Genomic DNA, 14,606 nt, shown 5'->3' on the forward strand with positions numbered 1-14,606 from the left:
CCGCAGACGACGGATGCCCGCCCCGCCGAGGTGGGACGGGCATCCGGTTCGAGCGGGTACGGCGGGGACTAGCCCTCCGCAGGCGCCTCGGAGCCGTGGCTGGCGGCGTCGCGGCCCTCCTGATCGGCGGTCTCCTCCAGGACGGGAGCGAGCGACAGCTTGCCGCGGTCGTCGATCTTGGTGATCTCCACCAGGATCTTCTGGCCGACCCCGAGCACGTCCTCGACGTTCTCGACGCGCTTGCCGCCGGCGAGCTTGCGGACCTCGCTGATGTGCAGCAGGCCGTCCTTGCCGGGGAGCAGCGAGACGAAGGCGCCGAACGTCGCGATCTTGACGACGGTGCCGAGGAAGGACTCGCCGACCTCGGGGTTCGTCGGGTTCGCGATGGCGTTGACCTGCGCACGCGCGGCGTCCGCCGACGGGCCGTCGACGGCGCCGATGTAGACGGTGCCGTCCTCCTCGATGGAGATGTCGGCGCCGGTCTCGTCCTGGATGGCGTTGATCGTCTTGCCCTTCGGGCCGATCAGCTCGCCGATCTTGTCGACGGGGATGTTGACCGAGATCACGCGGGGCGCGGTCGGGGCCATCTCGTCGGGGCCGTCGATGGCCTGGTTCAGCACGCCGAGGATGGCCGTGCGGGCCTCCTTCGCCTGCTTGAGCGCACCGTCGAGGACCGACGTGGGGATGCCGTCGAGCTTCGTGTCCAGCTGGATGGCCGTGACGAACTCCGACGTGCCGGCGACCTTGAAGTCCATGTCGCCGAGCGCGTCCTCCGCACCGAGGATGTCGGTGAGGGCCGCGTAGCGGACCTGGCCGTCGACGGTGTCGGACACGAGGCCCATGGCGATGCCGGCGACGGGCGCGCGCAGCGGCACGCCCGCGTTCAGCAGCGACAGGGTCGAGGCGCAGACGGAGCCCATCGACGTGGAGCCGTTGGACCCGAGGGCCTCGGACACCTGGCGGATCGCGTAGGGGAAGTCCTCGCGGCTCGGCAGCACCGGCACGAGGGCGCGCTCGGCGAGGAAGCCGTGCCCGATCTCGCGACGCTTCGGCGACCCGACGCGACCGGTCTCACCGGTGGAGTAGGGCGGGAAGTTGTAGTGGTGCAGGTAGCGCTTCTTCGTGATGGGGCTCAGCGAGTCGATCTGCTGCTCCATCTTGAGCATGTTCAGCGTGGTGACGCCCAGGATCTGGGTCTCTCCGCGCTGGAAGATGGCCGAGCCGTGGACGCGCGGGATGACCTGCACCTCGGCGTCGAGCGGACGGATGTCGGCGAGGCCGCGGCCGTCCATGCGGACGCCGTCGCGGAGGATCCGGCCGCGGACGACGGTCTTCGTGACGGACTTGTAGGCCGCGGAGAACTCGGTGAGCGCCGACTGCGGCAGCTCGCCGGCCTCGACCTTGGCGGCCACGGCCTCCTTGGTGCGGGTCTTGAGGGCATCGTCCGCGTCCTGGCGCTCGATCTTGTCGGCGGTCTGGTACACGGTGCCGAGCTCGTCGAGCGCGAGCGCGCTGACGGCGTCGTAGGTCTCCTGCGCGTACGGCAGGAAGACGGGGTAGTCGACCGTGGGCTTCGCGGCCTGCTGCGCGAGCGAGGCCTGCGCGGCGACGAGCTGCTGGATGAACGGCTTCGCGGCCTCGAGGCCCTGCGCGACGATGGCCTCGTCGGGCTTCGTGGCGCCGCCCTGGATGAGGTCCCAGGCACCCTCGGTGGCCTCGGCCTCGACCATCATGATCGCGACGTCCTCGTTGCCCTCGGAGTCGGTGACGACGCGGCCGGCGACGGTGATGTCGAAGACGGCCTCCTTGAGCTGCGAGTGCTTGGGGAAGACGACCCACTGGTCGCCGATGAGCGCGAGGCGCACACCCGCGATGGGGCCGGAGAACGGGATGCCCGAGAGCATGCTCGAGGCGCTCGCCGCGTTGATGGCGAGGCTGTCGTAGAACTCGTCCGGCGCGATGCTGAGGACGGTGATGACGACCTGGACCTCGTTGCGGAGGCCCGTGATGAACGACGGGCGCAGCGGCCGGTCGATGAGGCGGCAGACGAGGATCGCCTCGGTGGAGGGGCGGCCCTCGCGACGGAAGAACGAGCCGGGGATCTTGCCCGCGGCGTAGCTGCGCTCCTCGACGTCGATGGTCAGGGGGAAGAAGTCGAAGTTGTCCTTCGGGTGCTTGCCCACCGAGGTGGCGGACAGCAGCATGGTGTCCTCGTCGAGGTACGCGGCGACCGCGCCCTGAGCCTGCTGCGCGAGGCGGCCGGCCTCGAACCGGACCGTGCGCGTTCCGTACTTGCCGTTGTCGAGGACTGCCTCGGCGAACTTGATCTCTGGACCTTCCATTGAGGTCTCTCTCCTTCGTGTTGCGCCTCTCGGCGACGCCCGTCGGGCGCTCGTCCTGCATCCCGTGTGGATGCGGACCTCCTGCGACAGAGGAGGAGCGGGCGAGGCGACACCCCGGCGCCCGCCTGATGCGGGATCCGGGTGCACGTGCGCGGCTGGTTCCGCTCGTCGGCCGGTGGCCGACGGCGGCGGGCGCATGTCTGGCCATCAGTGGGAATGCTCCGAGCGACTCGGAATACCACCACCAACGACCAGCTCCTGCCGGCCAGCTCCATCTGTCGTGATCGCATCGTGACGCTGGGCGTCCGCTGGATCACTTCGGACATGGTAGCACCCGGCCCCTCGCCGGCCCGGGATGGCGGGGATCGCCGGGTGTCGGGCGGACGACGCTCCCCTTAACGGCGGACGGGCCGCCACCCCGGAGGGTGACGGCCCGTCTGCTTGCAGGCCGTGCGATCAGCGACGCGTGATGCGTGTCAGCGGCGGATGCCCAGGCGCGCGATCAGGGCGCGGTAGCGCTCGATGTCGACGTTGGACAGGTAGCCGAGGAGACGGCGACGCTGGCCGACCAGGAGGAGCAGGCCACGACGCGTGTGGTGGTCGTGCTTGTGCTCCTTGAGGTGCTCGGTGAGGCCCGTGATCCGCTTGGTGAGGAGCGCGATCTGCACCTCGGGGGATCCGGTGTCACCGGGGTGGGTCGCGTACTCGTCGATGATCGCCTTCTTGACGTCTGCTTCCAGAGCCATGTGATGATCCCCTCTCGTGTTCGTTGCGCGGCGCCCGTCACAGGATGTGCGAGCTCTCTTGATCCGCGGCCGTTCAGACGGCAACCGCACGAGCATACCAGGGGGGCGACACCCCCGGGACCGGGCGGAGTCGCCCGTCTCGGCTAGCGTGGAAATCCACCCGAGAGAGACGACGCAGCGACACGTGAGCACCCCGCCCGAGACCTCCCCCATCCCGATCCCCGACGAGCGGCAGGTGCGCGGCAGCCACTTCGTCGACCTGTCGCCGCTGAAGGAGAGCCCGGCGTTCGCGCGGCTCTGGGCCGGCAACGCGATCGCCGGCATCGGCAGCCAGATGACCGTGGTGGCGATCGGGCTGCACGTGTACGAGCTGACGGGATCCACCGGGTCGGTCGCGCTCGTGGGGGTGCTGTCGCTGCTGCCGATGATCATCGCGGGGCTCTACGGCGGCATGCTCGCGGACGCGTTCGACCGGCGGAAGGTCGCGCTCATCGCGTCGTGCGTGGCGTGGGGGTCGACCATCGTGCTGGCGGCGCTCGCCTGGACGCACGCGGAGACGGTGTGGTCGCTGTACGCGCTCAGCATCCTCAACGCGGTCGCGGCGACGGTGATCGGGACGAGCCGGCAGGCGATCCTCCCCCGCATCCTGCCGCCGCACCTGCTGCCCGCGGCCAGCGCGCTCGGCGGGATCAGCCTGGGCGTCATGGTGACGGTCGGGCCGGCGCTCGCGGGCGTGCTCGTGGCGTCGGTCGGGTTCCAGTGGACCTACACGGTCGACGCCGTGCTCTTCCTCGCGGCGTTCACCGGCGTGCTCGCGCTGCCGCGGATCGCGCCCGAGGGCGAGGTGCAGCGGCCCGGGCTGGCATCCATCAGGTACGGGCTCGGGTTCCTGAGGACCGCGCCGAACATCCGCATGTCGTTCATCGTCGACATCATCGCCATGACGCTCGGGCAGCCGCGCGTGCTGTTCCCGGCCGTCGGCGCGGTCGTGCTCGGCGGCGGGCCGGTGACCGTCGGCATCCTCACGGCGGCCGGCGCCGTCGGCAGCCTCGTGAGCAGCGTGCTGAGCGGATCCGTCGGCCGGGTCACGCGGCACGGCCGGGCCATCCGGTGGGCCATCGTCGCGTACGGCCTCTCCACCGCGGGCTTCGGCGTCGTGCTGCTCCTCGCCTCGAAGCCCGGCGTGCTGCACGGCATCGGGTCGCGCATCGAGGACGCGAGCATCCCGGGCATCGTCGCCGCCTCCGTGCTGCTCGCGCTCACGGGGGCGGCCGACAACATCTCCTCGATCTTCCGCAACACCATGCTGCAGACCGCGGTGCCCGACAACATGCGCGGGCGGCTGCAGGGCATCTTCATCGTCGTGGTGACCGGCGGGCCGCGGCTCGGCGACGCCTACATCGGCATCGTCACGCTGTTCGCGGCGCTGTGGGTGCCGTCGCTCGTGGGCGGTCTGCTGATCGCGGTGGTGGTGTGGACCCTCATCCGCGCGCTGCCCTCGTTCGAGCACTACGACTCCCGGAACCCGACGCCGTGACGCGGCGGAGGAGGCGGCGGACGCCCGTGCTCGTGACGCTGGCGGCGCTCGCGATCGTGATCATCGCGGCGGTCGCGCAGTGGCGCGGGGATCCGGGGGCCGGGTCGGGCGCGGGAGGCGGCGGCACGTCGGGGCTCGGGGCGGAGCCGGGCGCGACCAGATCCGCGCGCCTCGCCCTCGACGGGCTCGAGGTGCGGGCCGAGGATCGCGTGGACGGCTACGACCGCGAGTCCTTCGCCTGGCGGACGGACGTCGACCGCAACGGCTGCGACACCCGCAACGACGTGCTGCGGCGCGACCTGGCCGACGCGGAGATCCGCGGCGGCACGCGCGGCTGCGTCGTGCAGGCGGGCGTGCTGGAGGACCCGTACTCGGGGGCGCGCGTGTCGTTCGACCGGTCGCGCGACCCGGAGGCGGTGCAGATCGACCACGTCGTGTCGCTGTCGGACGCGTGGTCGTCGGGCGCGTGGCGCTGGGACGCCCAGTACCGCGCGGCGTTCGCGAACGACCCGCTGGAGCTGGTCGCCGCGTCCGCCGCGGAGAACAACGCGAAGTCCGACGCGACGGCCGACGCGTGGCTGCCCGACGACCCGGCCGACGCGTGCGCGCTCGTGGTGCGGCAGGTGTCGATCAAGGTGCGCACCGAGCTCAGCGTGACGCGGGCCGAGCACGACGCCATGGCGCGCGTGCTCGACGGATGCGGCGACCTGCCGCTGCTGACCTCCGACGACGTCGGCTGGCCGGCGCCGGCGCGCTGACGCCCCGCGCACAGGGAGCGGTCACCTGCGCGGCCCCAACCGATCGGGTGCCCGGTCCGAAGACACTGCAATGCGCCGGACCACCAGAGACGCGATGCACGACGGGTCCGGATGTCATGGGGAGAGCGGTCGCACGGACGGCGCATGGAGAGGGGTCTCGGCGCCGGGACCACGACCGCAGGGCCGGCCCGTCATCGGGTCGGCCCATCTCCCTGCCCGCGGGCGATCGGGGCTGCCGCGGCGTCAGGCCAGCAGGCCGAGCACGCCCATCCACGCCGTGCCGACGACGCCCCAGATCACGATGAGGACCACGGCCATCACGAAGCCGACGCGGAACCACTCCTTCGTCGTGACGTAGCCGGATCCGAAGACGACTCCGGACGGCCCCGACGCGTAGTGCGAGATGCCGCCGAAGAGGTTGCCGATGAAGCCGAGCACGAGCGCGGCGAACAGCGGCGGCGTCCCCGTCGCGACCGCGGCGCCGAGGAACACCGCGTACATCGCGACGATGTGGGCCGTGTTCGACGCGAACAGGTAGTGCGAGAAGAAGTACACGAGCGCGAGCACCGCGAAGGCCCACGGCCAGGGCAGGCCGCCGACGGATCCGGAGACCGCGCCGCCCACGAGGTCGATGACGCCGAGCGCGTCGAGCTGGTCGGCCATGCCGACGAGCACCGCGAAGAAGATGAGCGTCGACCAGGCCGAGGCGTTCGCGGCGAGGTGCGACCACTTGAGGACGCCCGTGACGAGCAGCACCGCGATGCCGCCGAACGCCGAGGCGGTCGCGGGGATGCCGAGCAGGGATCCGCCGCACCAGAGCACGAGGAGCAGCACGAAGGTCGCGGCCATGATCCGCTCGTGGCCGGACAGCGGGCCGAGTCCGCGCAGCTCCGCGCGCGCGTGGGCCGGCGCCTCGGGCGTGCGGGTGAGGGTCGGCGGGTACACGCGCGACATCGCCCACGGCACGACGACCAGGCTGAGGAGGCCGGGCACGAGCGCCGCGAGCGCCCACCCGCCCCAGGTGACCTCGATGCCGATGTCGGCCGCGGCCTTCTGGGCGACCGGGTTGCCGGCCATGGCCGTGACGAACATGGCGGAGGTGACGGTGTTGACCTGCACGCTCGTGAGCGCGAGGTAGGAGCCGAGGCGGCGGCGCGACGCGTCGGACTCGGGTGTGGATCCCTGCACCCGGCTGAGCGACGCGACGATCGGGTAGACGACGCCACCCGCTCGCGCGGTGTTCGACGGCGTCGCGGGCGCGAGCACCAGGTCGGTGAGCGCCATGCCGTACGCGAGGCCGAGGCTGGATCCGCCGAGGCGGGACACGAACGCGAGCGCGATGCGGCGGCCGAGGCCCGTGACGAGGAACCCGTCCGCGATGAAGAACGACGCGACGATGAGCCAGATGGTGGGGTTCGCGAAGCCGACGAGCGCCTCGCCGTCGGTGGTCATGGTGCCGGTGAGCATCGCGACCGCGAGGCCGGTGAGCGCCACGGGCGCGGTCGGCAGCGGCTGGAGGATGAGCGCGAGGACGGTCCCGACGAAGATGCCGGCCATGTGCATGCCGCGGGGGTCGACCCCGGCGGGCGGCGGGACGAGCGCGATGCCGACCGCGACCGCGACGATGACGACGACCTGGAGGGCACGCGAGCGGCCGGCGCGGCGGGCGGCGGCGGATGCGTCGGGCGCGGCCGGGGTGGCGACCGACGCGACGCCCTCAGGCGCCGGATCCGCCTCGTCCCGCGGCGCTCCCCCAGGGCCGGGATCCGTCCCGGTGCCGGATGCGGACGAGGGGCCGGGGGATGCGGGAGGAGGGGTCATGACCGGCCCATCCTCCGCGCGTGCGGGTCCCGGTGCCACTTGTCTTCATAGTGTTCACGCGAGCGCCGCGCGCGGGCCGGTGAGGCGTCAGGCGGTGCCGTGGATCAGGCGGCGAAGCCCGTCGACGTGACGATGTGCAGGCGCTGCGTCGGCCGGGTCATGGCGACGTAGAGGCCGGCGGCGCCGCGCGACGTGTGCGCGAGGATCTCGTCGGGCTCCGCGATGACGACGACGTCGAACTCCAGGCCCTTCGCCTCCTGGGATCCGAGGACCGCGATGGGTCGGCCGAGGCCGCCCACGCCGATGCCGACCGCGGATCCGAACCGCTCGGCGAGCGCGCGGTGCAGCTCCTCGACGCGGTCGTCGCGGGCGATGACCGCCAGCGTGCCGGTGTCGCCGCCCTCGCGCTCCTCGTCCACCACGTCGACCACGGCGGACACGACCTCGTCGGCGTCCACCTCCACCGTGTCGATGGGGTGCTCGCCCTCGCGGACGGCCCGCGAGCGGGTGACCGGGAGGCCGTGCGCGATGGCCATGCGCTCGGCGGCCTCGGCGATCCGGGCGGGCGTGCGGTAGTTGACGGTGAGCTCCTCGAGGCGCCACTCGCGGCCGAGCACCGGGCCGAGCGCGTCCTGCCAGCTCGTGACGCCGACCGCGGAGCTCGCCTGCGCGACGTCGCCCACGATCGTGAAGGAGCGCAGCGGGCAGCGGCGGAGGAGCACGCGCCACTGCATGGGGCTGAGCTCCTGCGCCTCGTCGACCACGATGTGGCCGTAGGTCCAGGTGCGGTCGGATGCGGCGCGCTCCGCGGTCGTGCGGCGCGCGGCCTGCTCGGCGAAGCCCTCCGCGAGGCGCTCGGCCGTGACCATGCCGCCGACGCCCATGTTCTCGATGGCCTGCTCGGCGTTCTCGATGTCGCGGAGGCGCTGCTGCTCGCGCTCGCGGGCGCTCGCGTCGGCCTGCGCGCTGAACTCGCCGAGGAGCTCGGCCGCCTCGTCGAGCAGCGGCACGTCGGCGATCGTGAAGGGCGCGTCGCGGTCGCGGCGGAGGAGCGCGCGCCGCTCCGGGCTCCAGCGCGGGGTGAGCGAGGCGAGCCAGTTCGGGCGCGCGTAGAGGTCCTGGATCAGCTTCTCGGGGGTGAGCGGCAGCCACGCGGTGTTGAGCGCGACCTTCACGTCGTACGAGGTGCGGAGGTCCTCGCGGAGCATGGCGAGGTCGCTGTCGTCGAGGGCGCTGCCGTTGCGGCGCATCTGCGACGCGAGGACCTGGGCGAGGGATCCGAGGGCGGCCTTGTTGAACACCACGCGCGCCTCGTTGTGCGGCTTCCGGCTGTCCTGCGCGCGGCGGAGGGCACCGGCCACGAGCGACGGCTCCAGCACGATGCGCTCGCCGTTCACGTCGAGCGTGACGGCCTCGGTGGGCACGACCTGGCGGGAGCGCACGGCGCGCTGCAGGAGGCCGGCCATCTCGGCGGATCCCTTGACGGCCGCGACCTCGGGCGCGTCCTCCCCGGCCGCGTCGATGCCCGGGTACAGCTGGCCGACGCTCGCGAGCACGACGCCGGTCTCGCCGAGGGACGGCAGCACGGCCTCGATGTACTGGAGGAAGGACCGGCTGGGACCCACGACGAGCACGCCCGAGGACGCGAGGCGGTCACGGTGCGAGTAGAGGAGGTACGCGGCGCGGTGCAGCGCCACCGCGGTCTTGCCGGTGCCGGGCCCGCCCTGCACGACGAGCACGCCGCGGAGGTCGGAGCGGATGATGCGGTCCTGCTCGGCCTGGATGGTGGCGACGATGTCGTTCATCCGGCCGGTGCGGCCCGCGGCGAGCGCGGCGAGCAGCGCGCCCTCGCCCTGGAGGCTGGTGCGGCCCTCGTCGAGGAGCGTCGGGTCGAACACCTCGTCCTCGACGTGCACGACCTCGCGGCCGTGCGTCGTGAGGTGGCGACGCGCGCGGGCGCCGAGCGGGGTGGCGGCGGTGGCCTGGTAGAAGGCGCTGGCCTGGGGCACGCGCCAGTCGAGGAGCAGCGGCTGGAGGTCGTCGTCGCGGAGGCCGATGCGGCCGATGTACCGGTAGACGGGATCCCCGTCGCCGGGCGTGCGCGCGGGCGCGCCGTCGCGGGGCTCGTCCTCCGGCAGGTGGCCGTCCTCGAACTCGAGGCGGCCGAAGACGAGGCGCTCGTCGACCTCGCGGAGCGCCTGCAGGCGGTCCTCGTAGATGCGGGCGAACGCGTCGCGCTCGGAGCGGTTCTGATGCGTTCCGCCGGTGGGGCTGTCGCGCACCGCCGTCAGCTGGTCCCGGGTCTCCGCGCGCACCGCGTCGAGTCGCCCGTAGAGGCGGGTGACGTACGCCCGCTCGCGCTCCAGCTCCGTACCGGTCACCTGCACACCCCTTGGAATCCGGCGTCAATCCTATCGAGCGGAGAGGGTGCCGACTGACCGCGGGCGCCCCCGACGACGGCGGCGCACGGCGGCCGGCGTAGGGGTCAGCGGCGCGTGCCGACCAGGCGCTGCGGGCCCGTGGTCGCGGGCTGCGGGCGCCGGCGGAGCGCGCGGCGGCGGGCGTTCTCGGAGCGGGCGGTGAGGATCAGGACCACCACCACGCCGACGAGCGCGCCGAGGCCGTTGTGCACGATGTCGCGGACGTCGGAGACGCGCGTGGGGAGGAACGCCTGCGCGGTCTCGATCAGCGCCGAGAGGCCGACGCCGAGCGCGATCGCGAGCCACCAGCGCGACCGGCCGAGCAGGAGCACGAGGAACATGCCGACGGGCACGAACATCGCGACGTTGGCGGCGCCCTCGACGGCGGAGTACGTGATCCACGAGGTGCCGTCGTGCCGGTGGAGCGCGCGGAGGGCGCGGAAGAGGTAGCCGTCGATGCGGCGGTCGTAGGGCTCCGGCGACAGCGTGATCCACGCGACCAGGCCGAGGTACAGGGCCGTCGCGGTTCCGAGGACGGGGTGGCGGAGGAGCATCTGTCCATCATCCGGGCTCGCCCCTGTGCGCCGGATCCGCCGGAGGTGCCGGTTCCGTGACGCCCTGTTGCGGCCGACCCGTCCTCGGGGATGACCCGGTGGGACCATGTGCGTGCAGCGCATCCCGCGAAGCCTCGCGTCCCACCGCATCCGCGGACGGACACCGCCTGCGATCAGTTCCCGCTCGCCGCGGGCGGTCGTCCGAGGCCGCCCGACGGCACGAGAGACCCGCGGAGGTCCCCATGCTCGACAGCACAGATCGGATCCAGACGTCCCACGCCGGCAGCCTGCCGCGGACGGACGCGCTCATCGCCGCCAACGCGGCGCGCGCCGACAGCCGGAAGGCCGTGATCGTCGGCGGCGGCGCTTCGTCGGCGCAGGCCCCTGACCCGGCCGACGACGGCCTCGACGCCGTGCTCGCCGACGCGGTCGACGGCCTCGTCGCCCGCCAACGCGAGGTGGGGATCACGGTGCCCGGCGACGGCGAGTACGGCAAGGCCATGTCGAGCGCGATCGACTACGGCGCATGGTGGTCGTACTCGTTCCAGCGCCTGAGCGGGCTCGAGCTCGTGCCGGGCGGGCCCTTCTCCTCGGAGCCCGTGCGCAGCTCGCCCGGGGACGTGCGGCTGACGACCTTCCCCGACCGCCGCGACTGGACGATCTTCGCCGACGCCTACCGCGATCCGTCGAGCGGAATCACCGTGGGCGATGCGCCGATCGAGTTCCCGAGCGCCACCGGGCCGGTCTCCTACACGGGCCACGACGCCATCCAGGCCGACATCGCGCACCTGAAGCACGCGCTCGACGCGAACGGGTACGAGGAGGGGTTCATCACGTCCCTCTCCCCCGGCAGCGCCTCGCGCATCGGCAACCTGCACTACGCGACCGAGGAGGAGTTCATCTGGGCGTGCGCGGATGCGATGCGCGAGGAGTACGTCGCGATCATCGACGCGGGGCTCGTGCTGCAGATCGACGACCCGTCGATCGCGGAGAACTGGGACCAGATCAACCCGGAGCCGAGCGTGGAGGACTACCTCGCGTTCACGCGCATCCGCGTGGAGGCGCTCAACCACGCGCTGCGCGGGCTGCCGCAGGAGCGGATCCGCTTCCACCTCTGTTGGGGCTCGTGGCACGGGCCGCACACGACGGACATCGAATTCCGGCACCTGGTGCGGACGATGCTCGAGATCGACGCGGGCGCGTACTCGTTCGAGGGCGCGAACGCACGGCACGAGCACGAGTGGCGCGTGTGGGAGGACGTAGAGCTGCCCGACGGGAAGCTCATCGTACCGGGCGTCGTGGGGCACGCGACCAACGTGGTCGAGCACCCGGAGCTCGTGGCCGACCGGATCGAGCGCTACGCGCGGCTCGTAGGCCGGGAGCGCGTGATCGCGTCGACCGACTGCGGGCTCGGCGGGCGGATCCACCCGCAGATCGCGTGGGCGAAGCTCGAGAGCCTGGCGCAGGGCGCGGAGATCGCGACCCGGCGGCTCTGGAGCTGACCCGTCAGAGCGTGAGGATGGCGCGCACGTCGTGGCCGGCGAGCCTCTCCCGACCGCCGAGGTCGGCGAGCTCGAGCACGACGCCGATGCCCGCCACCTCGTAGCCGGCGCGCTCCAGCAGCCGCGCGGCCGCCTCGAGGGTGCCGCCGGTGGCGAGGACGTCGTCGAGGAGCAGCACGCGGGATCCGGGTGCCAGCTGGCCGGGGTGCAGCTCGATGGCCGCCTCGCCGTACTCGAGCGCGTAGGTCTCGCGGAGCACCTCGCCGGGCAGCTTGCCGGCCTTGCGGACCGCGAGCGTGCCGACGCCGGACGCGTACGCGGCGGCCGCGGCGAGCAGGAAGCCGCGCGCCTCGACCCCGGCGACCGCGTCGACGGGTCCGCACGCGGCCACGAGGTCGTCGACCACGGCGCGCAGGGCCGGGCCGTCGGCGAGGACGGGCGTCAGGTCGCGGAAGAGGATCCCCGGCTGGGGGAAGTCGGGGACGGTGAGCAGCAGGGAGCGGACGAGGTCGGATGCGGGGGTCTCGGGCACCCGACAACGGTAGTCGGTGGCCGGGCGGCGGCGGTCCGTCAGGTGGATGTGGTGGGCTGGGCGCTCCCCGCCCGACTCCCGCATCCCCGCCGACCCGAGGAGCCCCATGGACCCCGTCGAGATCGTCCGCGACGTCGTCGCGCGCGCGACCGCCGTCGAGGCGCCGCTCGAGACGGGACCGGCGCTCGTCGCCGTCGCGCTCGCCGCGGTGCTCGTGCTCGTGCCGGCGGCATGGCGGCTCACCCGGCACGCGGTGACGATCGTGCACGAGGGCGGCCACGGGCTCGCGGCGACGCTGAGCGGGCGGCGGCTCGCGGGCATCCGGCTGCACTCCGACACCTCGGGCCTCACCGTGAGCGTCGGCCGGCCGCGCGGACCGGGCATGGTCGTCACGCTGCTCGCCGGCTACCCGGCGCCCGCGCTCGCGGGGCTCGGGGCCGCGTGGCTCGCGGGAACCGGGCGCTCGGCCGCGGTCCTCTGGCTGTGGCTGCTGCTGCTCGCGCTCGTCGTGATCCAGGTGCGCAACTGGTTCGGGCTGTGGTCGTGCCTCGTCGCCGGCGTGGTGGTGGGCGTGGTCGCGGGTGCGGCCCCGATCGTGGTGCAGGGCGTCGCGGCGCACGCCCTCGCGCTGTTCCTGCTGCTCGGCGCGCTGCGGGCGACGCTCGAGCTGCAGCGGTCGCGCTCCCGACGTGGCGGCGGCGCGTCCGACGCCGACCAGCTCGGGCGGCTCACGCACCTGCCGGGGATCCTGTGGGTCGGCGTGCTCGTCGTCGTCGCGGCCGCCTGCCTCGTCGGCGGCGTCGTGCTGCTCGGGATCCCGGCGCTCCTCGCCGCCTGACATCACCCCGACCGCCCCGCACGCGACGCGGCCGCCCCGCCCCGGGTGGGACGCGACGGCCGCGGGTGACGGGATCCGCCGCTACATCTCCTCGTGCGTGTCCGGGTCGCCGTCCCAGAGGCGCGACTGCGGGCCGGAGCCGATCGCGCGCACCTCCTCCTCGGTGAGCTCGAAGCCGAAGACGTCGAGGTTCTGGCGCTGGCGCTCGGGATCCGTGGACCGCGGGATCGGCAGAGCGCCCGACTGGACGTGCCAGCGCAGCACGGCCTGCGTCGGCGTGACGCCGTGCGCCTCGGCGGCCGCCACGACGGCGGGGTCCTGCATGAGCCGCTCGCGGGTGCCGAGCGGCGACCAGCTCTCCGTCACGATGCCGTGCTCGGCGTGGAACGCGCGGAGATCCGCCTGCGCGAAGGTCGGGTGCAGCTCCACCTGATTGACGACGGGCAGCACGCCCGTCTCGTCCTGGATGCGCGTGAGGTGCGCGGGCGTGAAGTTGGAGACGCCGATAGAGCGGACGAGCCCGCGCTCCTTCAGCTCGATGAACGCGCGCCAGCTGTCGACGTATCTGTCGACGCTCGGGTTCGGCCAGTGGATGAGGTAGAGGTCCACGTAGTCGACGCCGAGCGAAGCTCGCGACTCCTCGAAGGACGCGATCGTCTCGTCGTAGCCGTGGTGGCGGCCGGGCAGCTTGGTGGTGAGGAAGAGCTCCTCGCGCGGGACGCCGGAGCGGCGCATCCCGTCGCCCACCGCGGCCTCGTTGCCGTAGTTGAGAGCCGTGTCGAGCAGGCGGTAGCCGGCGCCGATCGCGCCGGAGACGAGCTCGGCGCCCGCGTCGTCGTCCAGCCCGTACGTGCCGAGGCCGATGGCGGGGATGCGGTTCCCGTCGGACAGTTCCAGTGTGGGGATCGTGGTCATCCCCTCACGCTACGCCGGGGCGTCAGGCGCGGTCGGTGGCCGCGGATCCGGTGTCGGGGGCCGGGTCGACGGCCGCGTCGTCCGCCTCCGCGACGCCATCCGCCTCGCGCGCGTCGGCCACGTGGTCGCGCCCGAACACGGTGGTGAGCGCCCACGCGATCATGCCGCAGACAGTGAGGATGTCGGCCACGTTGAAGACCGCGAACCACTCGACGGCGATGAAGTCGACGACGTGGCCGGACAGCGGCCCGTCCTCCGCGCGCGTGATGCGGTCGAAGAGGTTGCCGAGCGCGCCCGCGAGCACGGCCGAGAGCAGCAGCACCTGCAGGAGCGACGCGCGGTGCCGGATCTGCCAGCCGACCCACACGGCGAGGCCGAGCGCGAGCGCCATGATCCCGACGGTGAGCAGCGGCCCGACCTCGGCGCCCATGCCGAAGGAGACGCCCGGGTTGTAGACGAGGGCGAAGCGCGCGGTCGGGAACAGCGGGATGGTCTCGCCGCCACCGAGGGCGTCGACGGCCCAGCGCTTGCTGAGCTGGTCGAGGACGAAGCCGACCACGACCACGACGACCGCGAGCGCCACGACGACGGGGCGGGAGGTGCGGGGACGGCGTGCGGCGGCAGGTGCGGTGGTCACGCGA

12 protein-coding genes are annotated in these 14,606 nt (G+C 73.1%); 4 read left to right on the forward strand and 8 right to left on the reverse strand.

The genetic code is table 11. The features are described from left to right. Positions 1 to 68: 68 nt before the first annotated feature. Complete coding sequence (locus tag K0V08_RS06065) at positions 69 to 2,342, reverse strand: polyribonucleotide nucleotidyltransferase (protein WP_012038734.1); 2,274 nt, start codon at positions 2,340 to 2,342, stop codon at positions 69 to 71. 476 nt (positions 2,343 to 2,818) lie between these two features. Continuing rightward, the gene (gene rpsO / locus K0V08_RS06070) at positions 2,819 to 3,088 is read right to left on the reverse strand and encodes a 30S ribosomal protein S15 (RefSeq protein WP_012038735.1); all 270 of its coding nucleotides are present in this window, start codon (positions 3,086 to 3,088) and stop codon (positions 2,819 to 2,821) included. Between the two features lie 184 nt (positions 3,089 to 3,272). Between rpsO and K0V08_RS06075 the strand changes: the two genes are divergently transcribed. Then, on the forward strand, positions 3,273 to 4,625 hold the full coding sequence (locus K0V08_RS06075) for an MFS transporter (RefSeq protein ID WP_172401763.1): 1,353 nt from the start codon (positions 3,273 to 3,275) through the stop codon (positions 4,623 to 4,625). Between the two features lie 26 nt (positions 4,626 to 4,651). After that, on the forward strand, positions 4,652 to 5,383 hold the full coding sequence (locus K0V08_RS06080) for an HNH endonuclease family protein (RefSeq protein ID WP_079534629.1): 732 nt from the start codon (positions 4,652 to 4,654) through the stop codon (positions 5,381 to 5,383). A 243-nt stretch (positions 5,384 to 5,626) separates the two neighbouring features. Here the strand turns inward: K0V08_RS06080 and K0V08_RS06085 are convergent, their stop codons facing one another. From K0V08_RS06085 to K0V08_RS06095, 3 genes are all read right to left on the reverse strand, one after another. Continuing rightward, the gene (locus K0V08_RS06085) at positions 5,627 to 7,204 is read right to left on the reverse strand and encodes a DASS family sodium-coupled anion symporter (protein WP_079534627.1); all 1,578 of its coding nucleotides are present in this window, start codon (positions 7,202 to 7,204) and stop codon (positions 5,627 to 5,629) included. 104 nt (positions 7,205 to 7,308) lie between these two features. Then, entirely contained in the window at positions 7,309 to 9,585 is a 2,277-nt protein-coding gene (locus K0V08_RS06090) for a HelD family protein (RefSeq protein WP_172406916.1), read from the reverse strand. Positions 9,586 to 9,689: 104 nt separating this feature from the next. After that, the gene (locus tag K0V08_RS06095) at positions 9,690 to 10,178 is read right to left on the reverse strand and encodes a VanZ family protein (protein WP_079534624.1); all 489 of its coding nucleotides are present in this window, start codon (positions 10,176 to 10,178) and stop codon (positions 9,690 to 9,692) included. 242 nt (positions 10,179 to 10,420) lie between these two features. Here K0V08_RS06095 and K0V08_RS06100 point away from each other — a divergent pair, with 242 nt between their 5' ends. Further along, positions 10,421 to 11,680, forward strand: a complete 1,260-nt coding sequence (locus tag K0V08_RS06100) for a cobalamin-independent methionine synthase II family protein (protein WP_079534622.1) — start codon at positions 10,421 to 10,423, stop codon at positions 11,678 to 11,680. A gap of 4 nt (positions 11,681 to 11,684) precedes the next feature. On the opposite strand, the gene K0V08_RS06105 is transcribed toward K0V08_RS06100, so the two are convergent. Next, entirely contained in the window at positions 11,685 to 12,212 is a 528-nt protein-coding gene (locus K0V08_RS06105; protein WP_012038742.1) for an adenine phosphoribosyltransferase, read from the reverse strand. 106 nt (positions 12,213 to 12,318) lie between these two features. Here K0V08_RS06105 and K0V08_RS06110 point away from each other — a divergent pair, with 106 nt between their 5' ends. After that, entirely contained in the window at positions 12,319 to 13,050 is a 732-nt protein-coding gene (locus K0V08_RS06110) for a M50 family metallopeptidase (RefSeq protein WP_079534620.1), read from the forward strand. A gap of 81 nt (positions 13,051 to 13,131) precedes the next feature. On the opposite strand, the gene K0V08_RS06115 is transcribed toward K0V08_RS06110, so the two are convergent. Both K0V08_RS06115 and K0V08_RS06120 read right to left on the reverse strand, forming a co-directional pair. After that, positions 13,132 to 13,965 carry an aldo/keto reductase gene (locus K0V08_RS06115; RefSeq protein WP_079534618.1) on the reverse strand — a complete coding sequence of 278 codons (834 nt, stop codon included), beginning with the start codon at positions 13,963 to 13,965 and terminating at the stop codon, positions 13,132 to 13,134. A 22-nt stretch (positions 13,966 to 13,987) separates the two neighbouring features. Beyond that, complete coding sequence (locus tag K0V08_RS06120; RefSeq protein ID WP_079534616.1) at positions 13,988 to 14,602, reverse strand: signal peptidase II; 615 nt, start codon at positions 14,600 to 14,602, stop codon at positions 13,988 to 13,990. Positions 14,603 to 14,606 lie beyond the last annotated feature (4 nt).

This window comes from Clavibacter michiganensis, from assembly GCF_021216655.1.
Taxonomy (GTDB): domain Bacteria; phylum Actinomycetota; class Actinomycetes; order Actinomycetales; family Microbacteriaceae; genus Clavibacter; species Clavibacter michiganensis.